The organism is Azospirillaceae bacterium (genome assembly GCA_028283825.1).
GTDB lineage: Bacteria > Pseudomonadota > Alphaproteobacteria > Azospirillales > Azospirillaceae > Nitrospirillum.
Map to the genome: position 1 here is coordinate 603,560 of JAPWJW010000001.1, position 17,314 is coordinate 620,873.

Below are 17,314 nucleotides of genomic sequence, written 5' to 3' on the forward strand. Positions count from 1 at the left end.
CAACAGGGCTGCAAGTATCAACAATCTGTGGGATTTATGTAATCACTACACAACTGCTACTCTTGCGCGGCAGTGCGGGCCGGACCGCGGGGCGGCCCCCGCAACCCTCCGGCAAAAGCCCTTAACAGGTGGTGAATGGTCCGGGACCGGTCCAGTGAAGTCGGTGTGGGGAAGGGCGGCGGCGGTATCGGCCCCTTGCTGAACCAGGCCATGGACCGGCATCGCGTCGGCGACCTGGCCGGGGCCGAGGGGCTGTATCGCCGCGTCCTGGCCTTGGATCCGATGCAGGCCGACGCGCTGAACCTGTGTGGCGTCGCGTGCCATCAGCAGGGGCGCTCGGACGAAGGCCGCGTCCTGTTGGAACGGGCGCTGGCGCTCCGGCCCAATGATGTGGCCACGCTGGAAAATCTGGGCCTGTTGCTGGTCGAACGGTTCCTGCCGGATGAGGCGGCGCCTTTGCTGAGGCGCGCGGTGCGCCTGGCGCCCCGGTCGGTCGCCGCCTGGATGTCGCTGGCCATGGCGCACCGCCAGGCGGGCGACATGGCAAATGCGGAAGCGGCTTACCGCACCCTGCTGTCGCTGGCGCCCGACAATGTCGGGGCCATGCTGAACTTCAGCGACGTGCTGCGCCTGACGGGCCGTGCGCCGGCGGCCGAGACGCTGATGCGCCGCGCGCTGGCACTTCAGCCGAACAGCGTGCAGGCCCGCGTCAACCTGGGTCTGGCCCTGCAATGGCAGGGAAACCTGTCCTCGGCCCAAGTCGAACTCAGTCGCGCCGTTGATCTGGCCCCGGGCGATCCGGTCGCCCATTGGAACCGCGCCCTGGTGCGGTTGGCCCTGGGCGACCTGGCGGGCGGATGGCCGGATTACAAATATCGTTTTGGATCCGGAACAGTGAATGCCCGCCGCGACCCCCGGGGCCCGGTGTGGGGGGGCGATGCCCTGCGGGGGCGCCGCTTGATGATCTGGCGGGAACAGGGGCTGGGGGATGAGTTCATGTTCTCCCCCCTCTACGCCCCAGCCCTGCGGGCGGCGCTATCGGGTGGGGGAAGTGTCGTTTTCGACGTGGAACCCCGGCTGGTGGGGCTGATGTCCCGCTACGTGGCCCGCGTCGCCGCCGGCTTGCCGGGTCTGGCCGAGGTCCGGGCCGAGCGGCTGAATGCTGCGGATTTCGACGTGCATCTGCCGGCGGGGGACCTGCCGGGCCTGTTCGCCGCAACCCTGTCAGGCTTCGCCGAGGGGGGGGGCAATGGGGGCGGCAATGCCGGATGGCTGACGGCGGATCCGCCAGCCGTCGCCGTCTGGCGGCAACGGCTGGCGGATTTGGGGCCGGCCCTGAAGGTGGGCGTGTGTTGGACCTCCGGCCTTCAGGCGCATGAGCGCGGCGGCAACTATCTGGGCCTCGCCCAATGGGCCGGCCTGTTGGCCGTGCCGGGCGTCGTGTGGATCGACCTGCAATACAATGACGTCACGGCGGAACGGGCGGCGACGGCCGCCCTGGGCCTGCCGGTGCCCCACCGCTTCGCCGACCTGGACATGCGCAACGACATTGAAGGCGTCACCGCCCTGATGTCGGCCCTGGACCTGGTGATCACGGCACCCACCTCGGTCGGCGAAATGGCGGCGGCCATGGGGGTACCGACCTGGCGGGTGTCGCCGCGGGGTGACTGGTCCATGCTGGGCACCCCGGTCAGGCCTTGGTACCCGGCGATGCGTATCTTCAGTGGCGATCTGGCGCACGCGCTGGGCGCCGCCCGGCAGACGCTGATCAACCTTGCTGATTTCGATATCGAAATAAGGACGATCACCCCCCCTGTGCGGCTGGCGGCGATACCAGAACCCACCCCGGCGCCCACCCGGCCGGCCCGGCTGCCGACACTGGTCGAGGCCTATGACCTGATGACGGCGGGGCGCGCCGCCGACGCCGTGGCGGCATTCGATGCCTTGCTGCAATGGGGCGATCTGGCGCCGACGGCGCGGGGCCAAGCCTTGCACCTGCTGGGACTGGCCCGGTACCAGACCGGCGACGGCGTGGGGGCGGTGGACGCCATCGGCGATGCGCTGGCGCTGCTGGCGCCCGGGCAGGCGGCCATGCCGGCGAACAATCTGGGCAACATCCTGCGCCATCTGGGCCGGCTGGATGAGGCCGAGGCCGCCTATCGCCGCGCCATCGCGGCGGATCCGGCGCTGGTGGCGGCGGCCTCCAACCTGGGGGCCCTGCTGCGGGACAAGGGGGATTTGCCGGCGGCCGAAGCGATGCTGACCGACGCCCTGCGGCGGGAGCCCGACCGGGCCGAGACCTTGGTGAACCTATCGGGCGTGCTGACGGCGCGGGGCCGGTGGACAGAGGCGGAGGCCATGGCCCGCCGGGCGGTCGTGCTGGATCCGGACATGGCGCTGGCCCACGCCAACCTGGGAACGGCACTGGTGGCACAAGGGCGTCTGGCGGCGGCGGAGCCTTGCTTCACGGCGGCGCTGGCGTGCGACCCGGGTCTGGGGCTGGCCCGCTTCAATCTGGGATTGGCCCACCTGGTCCGGGGCGACCTTGGTGAAGGCTGGCGGGGTTATGCGGAGCGTTTCTCCGTGCGGGCGGGGGCTTCCCCCGCTTTGCCCGGCCCCGTGTGGCGTGGACAGGATTTGGCCGGCCGCAGCCTGCTGGTCCGTCGTGAACAGGGCCTGGGTGACGAACTGCTGTTCGCCGGCCTTTATGAAGACCTGCGGCACCGGGTCGGCCGGCTGGCCATCGAATGCGATCCCCGTCTTGTCCGCCTGTTCCTGCGGGCCTTTCCCGATGCGGCCATCGTTCCCGCCGGCACCCCCCTGCCGGCCACCGATGCCGCCATCTGGGCGGGTGACCTGCCCGGATTGTTGCGCCCCACCCTGGCCGACTTCAGCCGGACGCCGGTCGCCAGCCTGACGGCCGATGCCGGCTTGGCCGATGGCTGGGAGGGGCGCCTTGCCGCCCTAGGCCCGGGCCTGAAGGTGGGCTTGTGCTGGCGTAGCGGCCTGATGGTGGAAGAACGGCGCGGCCTGTATCCGCCCTTGGCCGACTGGGCGCCGCTGTTGCGCTTGGCCGGTCTCCACCTCGTCACCCTGCAATACGATGCGGTGGTGGCTGAGACCGAGATCGCGGAGGTCGAGGCGCGGTTGGGCGTCCGCATCCATCGCTGGCCCGATCTGGATTTGCGCGACGACCTGGATGGCCTGGCGGCGCTGATGTCCCGGCTGGATCTGGTCGTCTCCGCCGGGACGGCGGTGTCGGAGATGGCCGGGGCCTTGGGCGTATCCTGCTGGCGGCTGGGCCCGACGGAGGAATGGACGCGCCTGGGCACCGCCGTGCGGCCCTGGTTCCCGGCCCAACGCTCATTCCATCCCCCGCGCGGTATGGCCATCGCCCAGGTCCTGCCCGATCTGGCGGCGCAATTGGCCCTGCTGGCGGACACGCGCCCGTCCCTTCCTGAGACGTCGCCGGATAGCGATGCCTTGTATCGGCAGGGGATGGCATCCCGCGACGCGGGGCAAATGGATCAAGCTGCGGTCTTGCTGGGCCAGGCGGCGGATGGCGGGCATGAGAACGCCCTGGCGGCCTTGGCCGGCCTGCTGCGCCGGGAAGAGCGCTGGGCCGAGGCCGCGGAGCGTTATCGCCAGCTGCTGGGGCGGCAGCCCGGCAATGCCGACGCCCTGTCCGGCCTGGGGCTGGTCCTGCTGGGCCAGGGGCAGGGGGCGGACGCCCTGCGTTGCCACGACCGCGCCGTGCGGATGGCGCCGCGATCGTGCGCCCCTGCACGCCAACCGGGGCCTGACGCTGGCGGCGCTGGGTGACAAGGCCGGGGCGGCCTCGGCGCATCGGCGGGCCGTCGTCGCCGATCCCGGCTGGGCGGGCGGATGGGTGAACCTGGGCGTGGCCCTGGCGGAGATGGAACAGGTAGCCGAGGCGGCGGACGCCTTCGGCCACGCCTTGACGCTGGAACCCGGCCTGCCCGCCGCCCATATCGGTCTGGCCAACCTCGCCCTGCTGCAACGCCGGCCATCGACGGCCTTGTCGCACCTGCGGTCGGTTCTGGCGGTCCAGCCGGACAATGCCGACGCCCACCTGAACCTGGGCATGGCCCTGGCCGACCTGCGCCGCCTGCCCGAGGCCATGGACCAGTACCGGCATGCCCTGACCTTGCGTCCCGGCTGGGGCCTGGCCCGGTGGAACCTGGCGCTGATCGCGCTGGAAATCGGTGATCTGGACACCGGTTGGCGGTTTTATCCCGGCCGCTTCGCCACCGAGTCCGTGCCGCCCCGGCCCGACCTGGTCCTGCCCGCCTGGGCGGGTGAAAACGTACGTGGCCGGACGCTGCTGGTCTGGCGGGAACAGGGCTTGGGCGACGAGATCCTGTTCGCCAGTTGCCTGCCCGACCTGGTGCGCTGGCTGGCGGCGCGCGGTGCCCATCGCCTGGTGGTCGAACTGGATGCGCGCCTGGTCGGGCTGGTCGCGCGCGCGCTGGTCCCCCTGATTCTGAATGGGCCGGGCTCCCCGGACTTGGTCGTGGAGGTACGGGCACCCACCGATACGCCGCGTGATGCCGACTGCCATGTGCCGCTGGGGGGATTGCCGGCCCTGCTGCGCCCCCGGCTGTCGGACTTTCCGACGGACGGCGCGCCCTGGCTGGTGCCTGATCCCGATCTGGCGGCGCGCTGGCGGGGGCGGTTGGATGCCCTGGGTCCCGGCCTGAAGGTCGGTTTGTGCTGGCGCAGCGGCTTGCGCACCCTGGCGCGCGAGGGGCTGTATCTGGCCCTGGCCGATCTGGTGCCACTGCTGTCGCTTGCGGGCGTGCACTTCATCGTCTTGCAGTACGACGCGCGGGAAGGCGATGCCCAGGCGGAAATCGCCGAGGTCGCGGCCGTGGCCGGCGTCACCCTGCACCTGTGGGACGACCTGGATCTGAGACGGGACCAGGAAGGGGTGGCGGCCCTGATGGCCGGCCTGGACCTGGTGATATCCGCCGGCACGGCGGTGGGTGAGTTGTCGGCGGCCTTGGGCGTGCCTACCTGGCGTTTCCAGGGCAATCCCAACTGGGCCAACCTGGGTGCCGGCCAGCGACCCTGGTTCCCGGCCCAACGGTTATGGCTGACAGCGGGCGGCCCGCTGGCGCCCGTGGTGCCGGCCATGCGCGCGGCGCTGACGGCGATGGCGGCCGATGCCCGCCCGGTACCGGCGGCCGTCGTCCCCGCCACGCTGGAGGCCGGCATGGCGGCACACCGCGCCGGCGATTTGGCGGCGGCCGAGGCGATTTACCAAAAGGTCCTGGCGGCGGCGCCGGATGACGTTGATGGCTTGCACCTGTTGGGGCTGGCCCGGGTGCAGCGCGGGCAGCCCGAGGATGGCGTGCTTTTGCTGCACCGGGCGGTGCGGTTGGATCCGACTTTCGCGCAGGCCCACAACAGCCTGGGCAGCGCCCTGCGCATTCTGGGCGATGGGCCGGGGGCGCTGGCCGCCTTCACCCGTGCCGTCGAGCTGGCGCCCGATTATGCCGAGGCCTGGTCCAACCTGGGGGGAACCCTGGTGGAACAGCGGCGGTGGAAAGACGGCCTCGCGGCGGCCGACCGGGCTCTGGCGCTGCGCCCCGGCTATGCCAAGGCGCTGGCCGACCGTGCCCAGGCGTTGGTCAACATGGGTGATGCCGCCGGTGCCCTCGCCTCCGCGCGGCAGGCGGTGGTGGCGGAGGAAACGCCCTTCACCCGGACCAACCTGGGCATGGTGCTGGTGGCGGTCGAATTGCTGGATGAGGCACGTTCGCAGCACGAACGGGCTCTGGTCCTGGACCCCACCTTCGCCGAGGCCGCCAACAATCTGGGCTTGGCCTGGATGGCCGATGACAAACCCGGTGCGCTTGATGGCGCCCGCGCCGCGTTTGATCGTGCCCTGGCCATCCGGCCCGATTTCCCGTCCACCCGCTACAACGCGGCCCTGCTGGACCTGGCGGACGGCCGTCTGGCCGCCGGCTGGGCGAAGTACGACAGCCGTTTCGCCGCGGGGCAGGCGAAACCGGACCGGCGGTTCCAGATCCCCCAGTGGGACGGCCGCGACTTGACCGGCCGCACCCTGCTGGTCTGGCGCGAGCAGGGTTTGGGGGACGAACTGATGTTCGCCAGCGTGTACCCCGATCTGATCAAGGCGCATCCCGGTGCCCGGTTTGTGCTGGAATGCGATCCCCGATTGGCCGGCTTCTTCACCCGGGCCTTCGTCGGTGGGGCTGATGGCCGGGTGACCCTGGCCGATGTGGCTGATCCGGTGGCGGCGGGTGCCGATTTGCACATCCCGGCCGGTGGCCTGCCGGGCATGCTGCGACAGGGGGCCGCCCGTTTCCAGGGCGCCCCGTACCTGACGCCGGACCCCGCCCGTGCGGGCTTCTGGCGGGACCGACTGGATACGCTGGGCCCCGGCCTGCGGGTGGGTCTATGCTGGCAAAGCATGGTGCGCGATGTCTCGCGCGACAGCGCCTATACCCAGCTGGCCGATTGGGCGCCGCTGGTGCGCCTGCCGGGCATCATCCCCGTGCTGCTGCAATATGGCGACGTGAAGGATGAGGTAGGGGAGGTCGAGGCCCGGTTGGGCATCACCGTGCACCGTTGGGCCGATACCGACCTGCGCCTGGACCTGGAGGCTGTCGGCGCCCTGATGTGCGGCCTGGATCTGGTGATCACGGCCCCCACCTCCGTCGGCGAAATGGCGGGTGCCCTGGGCGTGCCGGTCTGGCGGGTGGGCACGCGGCGGGACTGGTCCATGTTGGGCACGGCCGTGCGGCCCTGGTTCACCAGCATGCGCATCTTTTCCCAGCCCCATGGCAGCCGGCGGGCGCGGTCCGTGATCGGGGCGGTGGTGGGGACGCTGAAGGCCCTGGGCGCGGTGCCGGCCGCGGCTTCACCATCGGCGTCCGACGTGTCCCGCGAAGGGATCCCTGCTGCCGCCCAAGATGGGGAAAGCTTGCTGGCGGATGCCGCGGCCCGGCACCAGGGGGGCGACGCGGCGGGCGCCTTGCCGCTGTACCGCGCCGTTCTGGACCGCCAGCCGGACCAGCCGGTGGCCCTGCACCTCATGGGCCTGGCGCTCAGCCAACTGGGCCGGCCGGCGGCGGGCCTGCCCTTCCTGCAGCGCGCTGTGGGTGTGGCCCCCGACTATGCCGTGGCCCAGTCCAACCTGGGCAACGTCCTCCAATCCCTGGGCCGTCCGGCGGAGGCGGAGGCGCACTACCGCCAGGCCCTGGCGCATGGGCCGGATCGGGCGGATGTGCTGACCAACCTGGGCAACGCCTTGCTGGCGCAGGGGCGGCCGGACGCGGCGGTGGCGTGCCACGAGCAGGCCCTGGTGCTGGATCCCGCCCTGGCGGCGGCTGCCTCCAACCTGGGGTCGGCGCTGCTGGCGCTGGATCGGCCGGGGGATGCCGCCCTGGCTTTCCGTCGCGCGCTGGGTGCGGCCGGTTTGCCCGGGGACGGAATTGATGCCCTCACGGGGATGGGTGACGCCTTGCGCCTGCTGGGCGATGCCGAGGCCGGCCTTGCCTGGCAGGATCGGGCCCTGGCCGTGGCGCCGAACGAGGCGATGGTCTGGAACAACCGGGGCCGCTGCCTGGCCGACCTGGGGCGCACGGACGCGGCGGCGGAAAGTTACGGCCGGGCCGTGGCGCTGGACCCCAACCTGGCCACGGCGCATTTCAACCGCAGCCTGCTGGACTTGGCGGCCGGCCGGTTGGATGCCGGTTGGCAGGGCTATGCCTGGCGCTTCGCGGCGGAGGGCAAGCAACCGGTGCCCCGCTTCGATCGGCCGGCCTGGCGCGGCGAAAGTTTGGGCGGCCGCCGCCTGCGGGTATGGCGCGAACAGGGGCTGGGGGACGAACTGCTGTTCGCGGCCCTGTATCCCGCCTTGCAGGCGCGGGCCGAACGTGAGGGAGCCCGCGAACTGCTGGTCGATTGCGACCCACGCCTGCTGCCGCTGTTCCAGCGCAGTTTCCCAGCCATCCGCTTCCTGCCCCGGGTACCCGGCCAGGCATCGGCCGGGCTGGAGGCCGCGGAGGCGGATTTCGTGGCGGCGGCGGGTGATCTGGCCGGCCTGCTGGGTGGTGGCCTGACCGATTTCGCGCCAGCCCCCCTGGTGCCCGACCCTGAGCGCGTGGATCATTGGCGCGGCCGCCTGGCGGCCCTGTCGCCGGGGCCGGCCCTCACCCTGGGCATTGGCTGGCGGTCGGGCCAACTGGGCACCGAACGGTCGCGCGTCTATTCCACCCTGTCGGACTGGCGCGGGCTGCTGGCGCTGCCCGGCCTGCGCGTGGTCAGCCTGCACTACCAGCCGGCGGAGGAGGAGATCGCGGCCTTCCACCGTGAAACCGGCCTGACCATCCACCGCTTCGCCGATGCCGACCTGTTCAACGACCTGGAAACTGCGGCCGCCCTGACGGCCGCCTGCGACCTGGTGATCACGCCGGCCACCTCCACCGGCGAACTGGCGGGTGCCGTCGGCACGCCTTGCTGGCGTTTCGCGCCGCGCGACTGGACCACGTTGGGCACCGCTGTCCGGCCCTGGTTCCCGTCGCAGCGGCTGTACGCCTTGGACCGGCCGGGCGGCGCGGGCGGGGCGCTGTCCGCCATGGTCGCCGACCTGCGCCGCCTGCTGCGGGCGTGAGGCCGGCGGCATTTATGCCGCCATAGGCCCCGGCCGAGCATAGCCAAAGGGCGGATGCCCGCCGGCGCCTGAGGCGGCGAAAAGTTCAGCGCGTCAGGATGTTGGCGGCCTCGAACAGGCCCAGGATGTGGCGGGCGCGCACCTCCCAGGTGTGGTGGGTGGCGGCTTGGCGGAAGCCCGCCCGTGCCACGTCCGCCAGGCCGTCCGGGTCGGCCAGCGCCGCCTCGATGCGGGCCGGCAGGTCGGCCAGGGCGCTCCAGCGGTAGAACAGCATGTCGCGCCCATCGGCATAGTGGCGGTCGTAATAGCGGCTGGTGTCCGACACCACGGCGGCGCCGTTGACCTGCGCTGCGAACACCCGCTCATGGCCGCCGGCCACGAAGTTGTTGTTGCTGTTCAACACCAGGCGGGTCCGGCGCAGCAGGCCCAGGGTTTCCTCGAAACTGCCCTCGCCCCGCCAGTCGAAGGCGGGGAAGGGCCCGTTTTCCCACCCCTTGCCATAGACCACCAGCGGCACGCCGGCGGCGTTCAGGGTTTCCAGCAGGCGGTGGCGGCGATACGCCTCGACATACTGATAGACCTCACGCGACCGGCGGATCAGCTGGGTGCGGCTGGCGGGCGCCAGGCTGACGTCGCGGGCGGCCACCACCTGATCGATGGCCTCTTCCATCGCCAGGGTGTCGTGGCTCAGCGCCAGGTCGGCGGCATCGTCGAACAGGGTGGTGACGAAGTTGCGCTCCGCTTGGCGCCAGCGCCGATCGGGGGTGCCGCGGTAGGTGCCGGTGAACAGCAGGGGGATGTCGCGCCGGGCGGTCCAGTCGCGGAACAGGTCGTCCTCCACCGGCATGACGGGGGGGATGCTGGTGTTGGCCCCCGGCGGCATCAGCGACAATGCCGCGAAATGGTCGGGCGGGAAGGCGTCGCGCACCAGCTTCACGTGCGTCGCATCCAGGAAACTGACGATGAAACGGCGGTCCATCTTGGTTTCCAGCCGTTCCCACAGATGCACCGGGTGGTCGACATGCAGGGTGATGAACAGCGCGTCCGCCCTGTCGTACAGCGACCCATCGCCTGAGCGCAGGTCCACGCCCATGCTGTTCAGCGCGCGTAGAAGAACTGCACCGGCCGGGCCAGTGCGGCGTTCAGCCGCGCCACGCCGTCGTCCGCCGCCAGGTCGACGATGATCGCCTCATGCCCCAGCGCCGTGAAGGCCGTCGCCAGCTGGTCGATGTGCAGACGAAGCGAGCCGTACTGCGACTGACCCTTGAACAAGACGATACGCATCATGCCTCCCCACGGGCGCCCGGCGCGCCGGCCCTAAGGTGCACCAGCCGCCGCCGGCGCGCCAGCGTTGGTCGCAAATCTGCAGGCGGTCATGAATCGTTAACCAATATGTCGCCGGACTTTCAAGCACTTGGCGTATGCGGCAGGGGTCCGTCACCGGCCTTGGCCGCCACCATGCCCTGCCGCCCCTGCTGTCGGGGCGTCGCCAGGGTAAAGGGCGCCAAGGCTGCACGTGGTGAAATTGCCACACCGTTGCCAGTAAACATATCGGTCATCACAGTGTCGTTAAATATTCATATGACGCTGTTAATCAGCGGCGTCCATCAAACCGGCAAAAGATAAGCGTATCACTTTCGCATATTTGTCGGACGGGGAAGATTTTAAATAAATCGAAGGGGGATTTGATGTTTAAGAGCCGTCTTCTGGCGGGTGTCTCGCTGCTTATCATGGGCCTTTCGGCTTCGGCCCTGGCGCAGCAGGCGCCGGCCGCCGCCGATGCCGCCGACGCGTCGGGTGACCTGCAGGAGATCGTGGTCTATGGCCGGGGTGAAACCCGTCAGGTGCAGGCCATCACGCCCATGGACATGGCGATCGCCATTCCCGGCGCCAGCCCCATCAAGGTGATTTCCAAGCTGCCGGGCGTGAACTACCAGGCCGCCGACCCCTACGGCGCCTATGAGTGGGCCGTGCGCATCTCCGTGCGCGGCTTCAACCAGAACCAGCTGGGCTTCACGCTGGACGACATTCCGCTTGGCGACATGAGCTACGCCAACGACAACGGCCTGCACATCAGCCGCGCCATCTCGTCGGAAAACCTGGGCGTCACCCAGATGGCCCAGGGCACCGGCGCCCTGGACACGGCGTCCACTTCCAATCTGGGCGGCACGCTGAAGTTCACCTCCATCGATCCGTCGCGCGATCCCGGCGGCGAAGTCAACGTCGCCTACGGTAGCGATTCCACCGTGCGCACCTTCGGCCGCATTGAGACGGGTGAGCTGCCCGGCGGCGGTCGTGGCTACGTCAGCTATGACTACCAGCACGGCGACAAATGGAAGGGTGATGGCGAGCAGTGGCAGCAGCAGGCCAACGGCAAGTTCGTCCAGCCGGTGGGCGACGGCACCTGGACCACGATGTTCAACTATTCCGACCGGCATGAGAACGACTACCAGGACCTGTCCCTGGCCCTGATCGGCAAGTTCGGCTACAAGCTGGACAACATCTCCGACAACTACAAGCTGGCGGAGGCCATCGGCACGGCCTACCAGACGGGCGCCCCCATCCCGGCCCCCTACAGCACGCCCGACGACGTCTATTACAACGGCGCCGGCAACCGCGAAGACCTGTTGGGCTCCACCAAGCTGGAATACCCGATCAACGACCATCTGACCCTGAAGGCGATGGTCTACGGCCATCACGACAAGGGCATGGGCACCTGGGTCACCCCCTACACGCCCACCCCGGCGGCAGCCGGCGGTTCGCCCCTGTCCATGCGCACCACCGAATACACGGTGTCGCGCATCGGCACGGTGGACAGCCTGACCTACACGGCCGGCAGCCACACCATCGAAGCCGGCCTGTGGTTTGAGAACAACGACTTCGACCAGGCCCGCCGCTACTACGGCCTGGGCATCGACAGCCCCGGCCGCACGGCCGATGAGTTCCAGAGCAACCCCTTCTATACGCAGTGGCAGTACACGTTTAACACCAAGACCTACGTCGGCCATGTGCAGGACACCTGGCAGGTGCTGGATGACCTGAAGGTCAACTATGGCTTCAAGGCCATGCGGGTGGAGAACGAAAGCCAGACGCAGGTCTATTCGGCGGCCAGCGACATCATCAACGGCTCCATCGACACCACCAAGGGCTTCCTGCCGCAGATCGGCCTGAACTTCACGCTGAACGACAATAGCGAGCTGTTCGCCGACTATGCCAAGAACGCCCGCGCCTTCGTCAGCTCGCACACCGACGGTCCGTTCTCCACCACCCAGGCCGGTTTCAACGCCATCAAGGACACGCTGAAGCCTGAGACCTCGGACACCTTCGAACTGGGCTACCGCGCCCATGTCGATAATTTCGAGGCGGTGGCCGCCGGCTACTACACCAGCTTCCACGACCGCCTGCTGGCCACCACGGTGGGCACCGGGATCCAGGGCCTGGCGTCGGCCCTGGCCAACGTCGGCGGCGTCACCTCCAAGGGCGTGGAACTGGCCGGCACCTGGAAGTTCGTGAAGAACTGGTCGCTGTACGGCTCCTACTCCTACAACGACAGCACCTACGACAACGACACCATCAGCGGTGCCGGCACCAGTTCCCAGGTGGTCTACGCCACCAAGGGCAAGACCACGGTCGACAGCCCGAAGAACATGGTGAAGGCCGAGCTGGCCTTCGACGACGGCATGATCTTCGGCGCCGTGTCGGGCAACTACATGAGCGAGCGGTATTACACCTACATCAACGACGGCAAGGTCCCGGGCTACGCCACCGTGGACCTGACCCTGGGCTACCGCTTCCAGGGCGGCGGCTGGCAGCGTGACCTGGAAATCCAGGGCAACGCCACCAACCTGTTCAACCGCCACTACATCTCGTCCATCGGCACCAACGGCTATGTGATGAGCGACAGCACCGGTACCTTCCAGACCCTGCAGGCCGGTGCGCCGACCGCCCTGTTCATCTCCCTGCGCAAGAAGTTCTGATCCCGGCGACGGATCGGAAAATCGAGGGGGCTCCGCCGGGTGACCGGCGGGGCCCTTTTCATTTTCAAGCAGCCGCCTTTTGGGGGACAGTTGGCATCCCATGCCGACGGAAGATCTCCACACGCGCCTGCGCGGCCTCATCCTGGCGGACACGGTCCGCCTACCCCTGCTGCACAAGGTGCGCTCGCTGGGCCTGCCCGATTGCTGGATCGGCGCCGGTTTCGTGCGCAACGCCGTATGGGATCATCTGCACCACTGGGAATCCGACGTGGCGGGTGATGTGGACGTCGTCTGGTTCGACGCTGCGCGCACCGCCATCGCGCTGGACCGGGAACTGACCGACCGGCTGCTGGCGCTGGCCCCCGCCGTGACCTGGTCGGTGAAGAACCAGGCGCGCATGCATGGCCGCAACGGCGACGTCCCTTATGCCGATACCGAAGACGCCCTGCGCCATTGGCCGGAAACGGCCACCGCCGTGGCGGTGCGCCTGGATGCCGACGATGGCCTGGACATCCTGGCGCCCTACGGCCTGGACGATCTGTTCGGCCGCGTCATCCGGCCCACGCCCGGCTTTCGCGCCGCCAAGCTGGATATCGTGCGCCAGCGGGTGCGGGACAAGCGTTGGCTGGACCGCTGGCCCCTGCTGCGGGTGGCGGAGGATTGAGGCCGTGGCCGCCGGCTCCACGTCAAGCCGCCCGGCGGGCGGGGCTGGTTTTCGCGACTAACCGTTTTCTATTTGCCGGATAGCCGGTAGTGAAGGGGACCCACCTGCCCTTCGTCCCCCCGTGAGGCCCCGATGTCCGTGTCATCGTCCGCTGGTTCCGGCGCGTCCACCGGGTTGTCCGCCGCGCTGACTTGGCTGTTCGCCGTCACCTGCGGGGCGGTGGTGGCCAACATCTATTACGTCCAGCCCCTGCTGGCCGACATCGCCGCCAGTTTCCATGTGGGCGTGGCGCGGGCCGGCATCCTGGTGACGGTGACCCAGGTGGGCTATGCGCTGGGCCTGCTGCTGGTGGTGCCGCTGGGCGACACCCATGACCGCAAGCGCCTGATCCTCACCCTGCTGGGCCTGTGCATCGTCATGCTGGTCGCCGCGGCGCTCAGCCCCAGCTTCATGACCTTCGCCGCCGCTTCCCTGGGCATGGGCGTGCTGTCCTGCGCCGCCCAGGTGGCGGTGCCCTTCGCCGCCAGCCTGGCGCCCGACAGCAGCCGGGGCCGTACCGTCGGCACGGTGATGAGCGGCCTGATCCTGGGCATCCTGCTGGCCCGCACCATCGCGGGCGAGATCGCGCATTATGCGGGCTGGCGGGCGGTCTACCTCACGGCCGCCGCCGTCATGGTCGTGCTGGGGGCGCTGCTGGTCCGCGCCCTGCCGGCCGATCCCGCCCGGCCCAGCATCCCCTATGGCCGCCTGATGGCGTCCGTCCTGCACCTGGCGCGCACCGATGCGGTGCTGCGCTGGCGGTCGCTGATGGGTGCCCTCGGGTTCGCCGGGTTCAGCGTGCTGTGGACGGGCATCACCTTCGTGCTCAGCGACGCGCCCTATCATTTCGACGAGGCCACCATCGGCCTGTTCGGCCTGGCGGGCCTGGCCGGCGCCTTGGCCGCCAGCCGGGCGGGGCGCCTGGCCGACAAGGGGCACGCGCATCTGGCCACCGGCCTGTTCGCCGCCGCCATCCTGGTGTCCTGGGGCCTGATGGGTCTGACGTCCGTCCTGCCCATGACGGTGTCCCTGGTGGCGCTGACCGCCGGCATCCTGCTGCTGGACATCGGCGTCCAGGGCCTGCAGATCACCAACCAGAGCATCATCTACAGCAGCAACCACGGCGCCCGCGGCCGCGTCACCACCGTCTACCTCACCACCTACTTCGTGGGCGGCGCCTCGGGCTCGGCGGTGGCCAGCCTGGCGTGGGAACTGGGCGGCTGGCCGGCGGTCTCGGCCACGGGTGGCGCCATCGGCCTGGCGCTGCTGGCCTGCTGGCTGATTTCCCACAGCCGCCGCCAGGACGTCTGAAGCCTGCGCGCCTAAGCATTCCTTGATCCCGGCCCGTCCCATGGCCGACACTGCGCCGCCGGGCCAGGTCCGGTAAACGAAGGCGGGGAACGGGCGTGGCGACAATCGCGGAGGCGCTGCAGGCGGCCTTGGACCACCACCAGGCGGGCCGGGGGGCGGAGGCGCGCGTCCTGTACGGCCGCATCCTGGCGGCGGCACCCGACACGGCCGACGCCCATTACCTGCTGGGCATGCTGGACGCGCAGGAGGGGCGGTTCGCCGAGGCCGCGGCCGGGCTGCAACGCGCGGTGGACCTGCGGCCGCAATCGCTGCCCTACCGTCTGAACCTGGCCAAGGCCCTGTCCGCCGGCGGCCAGGTCTTCTCCGCCCTGCACCAGTTCCGCGCCGTGCTGGCGCAGCAGCCCGACCAGGCGGAGGCCCTGACCGCTGCCGCCCGCCTGCTGCTGGACGGCGTGCCGGAGGATGGCCAGGACCGGGCGGCCGAGGCCGCGGATTTGTTCGACCGCGCCGCCCGCCTGTTGCCCATCGACGCCGCTCTGGCGCTGGACCAGGCGCGCTGCCTGCAGCGCTTGGACCGCTTGACCGAGGCGGCGGTGGCGGCCGCCCGGGCCGTCGCCCACGCGCCCACGCCCAATCGCCGGGCCGCCGCCCACATCCTGCTGGCCCGGGTGCTGGAGGCACAGGGCCGGACGGAAGAGGCCCTGGCCGCCTATGAGGCCGGACTGCCCGATGCCGACCCCGCCCTGGCGCCCCAGGCGCATCAGGCGCGGGGCGCCCTGTTGCAAGCGGCCGGGCGTTCGGCGGAGGCGCTGCCGGCCTACCGTGCGGCATTGGATCTGCAACCCGACCTGCTGCCCGCCCGCTTCGGCCTGGGGCAGGTGCTGAACGATCTGGGCCGGGACGACCCGGCGGCCGACTGTTTCCAGCAAGTCCTGGACCGCGACCCCGGCCAGATCATGGCGTATGAGGCCCTGGCTCAGCTGCGCGCCCGGCAGGGGCGGCCGGACCTGGCGGCCGACATCCTGGCTGCGGCCCTGGCGGTGGATCCGGGCCGGGCGGATTTGCGCTTCGCCTGGGGGCGGCATCTACAGGCGGACCAGCGGCCGGGACCGGCACTGGCGGCCTATGCCGCCGTGGTGGCGGACGGGACGGTGGCGGACGACATGCGTGCCGCGGCCGCCTGCAACCGCGCCCTGCTGCTGGTGGCGGAAGGGGATTTGGCCGGTGCGGCCGAGCTTTTGCCCCTGGTCACGGCCTTGCGGCCCGGCGAGGGGGCTGAGGGTGAGGCCGACTGCCGGCGCCTGGCGACGCTGTTGTCGGACCTGGCGCTGGTACGCGACGACGCCTGGGATCATCTGGGGCGGCTGATCGCCTGGATTGCGGCCGAGTGGCGGGTCCGGGGCTATTTCTGGAAGACGGCCTATTACGTGGCGCTGGAGACCGGTAATCGCCTGCTGGACCAGATGGAAGATGAGGCGCGGCGGGCCATCGCCCATGACGCCCTGCGCCGGCTGGTGGAGACGGTCGTCACCACGGCCATAGGCATCGATCCCCTGCTGGACCCCTGGTTCGTCTTCCTGGAGGGGTGCGTGGCGCTGCGCCTGGGTGAGGGGGAACGGGCGCGGGCACTGTTCGCCGGCCTGGCCCCGGCGCTGCCCTTCACGGCGCACATTCCCTTCGGCGACGATTTCGCCCGCTGGACCGCCGAGGCGGCCGCCGTGCGGGGCGCCTTTGCCCAGGGGCTGACTTGGGGGCCGTTGGCGCCGGGCGCCGGCCACGAACCGGTGGTGCTGGTGGCGGCGGACAGCGCTTATGTCCGGCGTTTCCTGCCCGTCCTGGCGGCGTCCATCGCGTCGGCAGCACCGGGCGCGCGCCTGCATGTCCATGTCTGCGATCCGGTGCCGGGGGATATCGATTTTATCCGAGCGCAGGCCGGCGCCGCACCGGCCCTGCGGCTGGGCTGGTCGACGGAGGTGCTGGACGCCGCCCTGGCCGGCCCGTCGCGGACCACCTATCTGACGGCCGCGCGTTTCCTGCGCCTGCCCGACATCCTGGAGCGCTATGCCGCACCCCTGGTGGTGGCGGACATCGATGCCGCCTTCCTGACCGATCCCGCCCGCTTCGTGGCGGCGCTGGATGCCGGCCGGCCGGTGGCCACCACGTGGGGGCCGGGCAATCTGGCCGGCCCCTATGACGCCGCCGGCGGCGGGCTGGTGGTGCTGGCCGACCACGCCCGCGCCCGGGACTTCGCCCGGGGTGTGGCGGATTTCCTGCTGTACCATGTCGACCGGGCCCGGCGGCACGGCGTGCCCCTGGGCTATTTCCTGGACCAGGTGGCCTTGATCGCCACCATCAACGCGGTGCTGAAACCGGCGCATCTGCGCCCCATCCCCATGGACGGCCGCGTGCACCGCCTGGGGGGGGAGGGTCCGGAGGAAGGCGCCTTCGTGCAAATCCTGCCGGAAAAGGCGATGGCCGATTTCGACGAGCGCATGGCCCGGGTGGTGGCGCGGCTGCGCACCGGGGAAGGGCCGCGCCCGCTGGAGGAATTCTTCCGCCTGTGAACGCCCCGACGCACCCTAACCTTTTGCACCCGGCGGCGACGGCGCCTTTCCTGGCTTTGTGCGCGGCAAGCGCGGCCGGAGCGTCGCCGGTGGC

The 17,314-nt window shown here is 70.3% G+C and carries 8 protein-coding genes; 6 read left to right on the forward strand and 2 right to left on the reverse strand.

Translation table 11 applies throughout. The annotated features are described in order from the left end of the window. Positions 1-165 precede the first annotated feature (165 nt). Both PW843_02305 and PW843_02310 read left to right on the forward strand, forming a co-directional pair. Positions 166-3,822 carry a tetratricopeptide repeat protein gene (locus PW843_02305; GenBank protein MDE1145437.1) on the forward strand — a complete coding sequence of 1,219 codons (3,657 nt, stop codon included), beginning with the start codon at positions 166-168 and terminating at the stop codon, positions 3,820-3,822. Between the two features lie 94 nt (positions 3,823-3,916). Beyond that, positions 3,917-8,665, forward strand: coding sequence for a tetratricopeptide repeat protein (locus PW843_02310; GenBank protein MDE1145438.1), 4,749 nt, complete (start codon positions 3,917-3,919; stop codon positions 8,663-8,665). Positions 8,666-8,750: 85 nt separating this feature from the next. Here PW843_02310 and PW843_02315 read toward each other — a convergent pair whose 3' ends face one another. Both PW843_02315 and PW843_02320 read right to left on the reverse strand, forming a co-directional pair. Then, entirely contained in the window at positions 8,751-9,752 is a 1,002-nt protein-coding gene (locus PW843_02315; protein ID MDE1145439.1) for a glycosyltransferase, read from the reverse strand. Between the two features lie 11 nt (positions 9,753-9,763). Next, positions 9,764-9,952, reverse strand: a complete 189-nt coding sequence (locus PW843_02320; protein ID MDE1145440.1) for a hypothetical protein — start codon at positions 9,950-9,952, stop codon at positions 9,764-9,766. A gap of 401 nt (positions 9,953-10,353) precedes the next feature. On the opposite strand from PW843_02320, the gene PW843_02325 reads away from it, so the two are divergent. The 4 genes from PW843_02325 to PW843_02340 all read left to right on the forward strand — a co-directional run bounded on the left by PW843_02325 (position 10,354) and on the right by PW843_02340 (position 17,220). Next, a complete protein-coding gene (locus PW843_02325; GenBank protein MDE1145441.1) occupies positions 10,354-12,642 on the forward strand; it encodes a TonB-dependent receptor in 2,289 nt (762 codons plus the stop codon). A 100-nt stretch (positions 12,643-12,742) separates the two neighbouring features. Next, on the forward strand, positions 12,743-13,306 hold the full coding sequence (locus PW843_02330; GenBank protein MDE1145442.1) for a nucleotidyltransferase family protein: 564 nt from the start codon (positions 12,743-12,745) through the stop codon (positions 13,304-13,306). 132 nt (positions 13,307-13,438) lie between these two features. Continuing rightward, positions 13,439-14,656, forward strand: a complete 1,218-nt coding sequence (locus PW843_02335) for an MFS transporter (GenBank protein ID MDE1145443.1) — start codon at positions 13,439-13,441, stop codon at positions 14,654-14,656. 95 nt (positions 14,657-14,751) lie between these two features. Next, positions 14,752-17,220, forward strand: coding sequence for a tetratricopeptide repeat protein (locus tag PW843_02340; protein ID MDE1145444.1), 2,469 nt, complete (start codon positions 14,752-14,754; stop codon positions 17,218-17,220). The last annotated feature ends 94 nt before the right edge of the window (positions 17,221-17,314 follow it).

Excerpts from the sequence above, each read along its gene's own strand:
- PW843_02325 (MDE1145441.1), top strand. The coding sequence starts at position 10,354 with ATGTTTAAGAGCCGTCTTCTGGCGGGTGTCTCGCTGCTTATCATGGGC.
- PW843_02335 (MDE1145443.1), top strand. The coding sequence starts at position 13,439 with ATGTCCGTGTCATCGTCCGCTGGTTCCGGCGCGTCCACCGGGTTGTCC.
- PW843_02310 (MDE1145438.1), top strand. The coding sequence starts at position 3,917 with ATGGAACAGGTAGCCGAGGCGGCGGACGCCTTCGGCCACGCCTTGACG.
- PW843_02330 (MDE1145442.1), top strand. The coding sequence starts at position 12,743 with ATGCCGACGGAAGATCTCCACACGCGCCTGCGCGGCCTCATCCTGGCG.
- PW843_02320 (MDE1145440.1), bottom strand. The coding sequence starts at position 9,952 with ATGATGCGTATCGTCTTGTTCAAGGGTCAGTCGCAGTACGGCTCGCTT.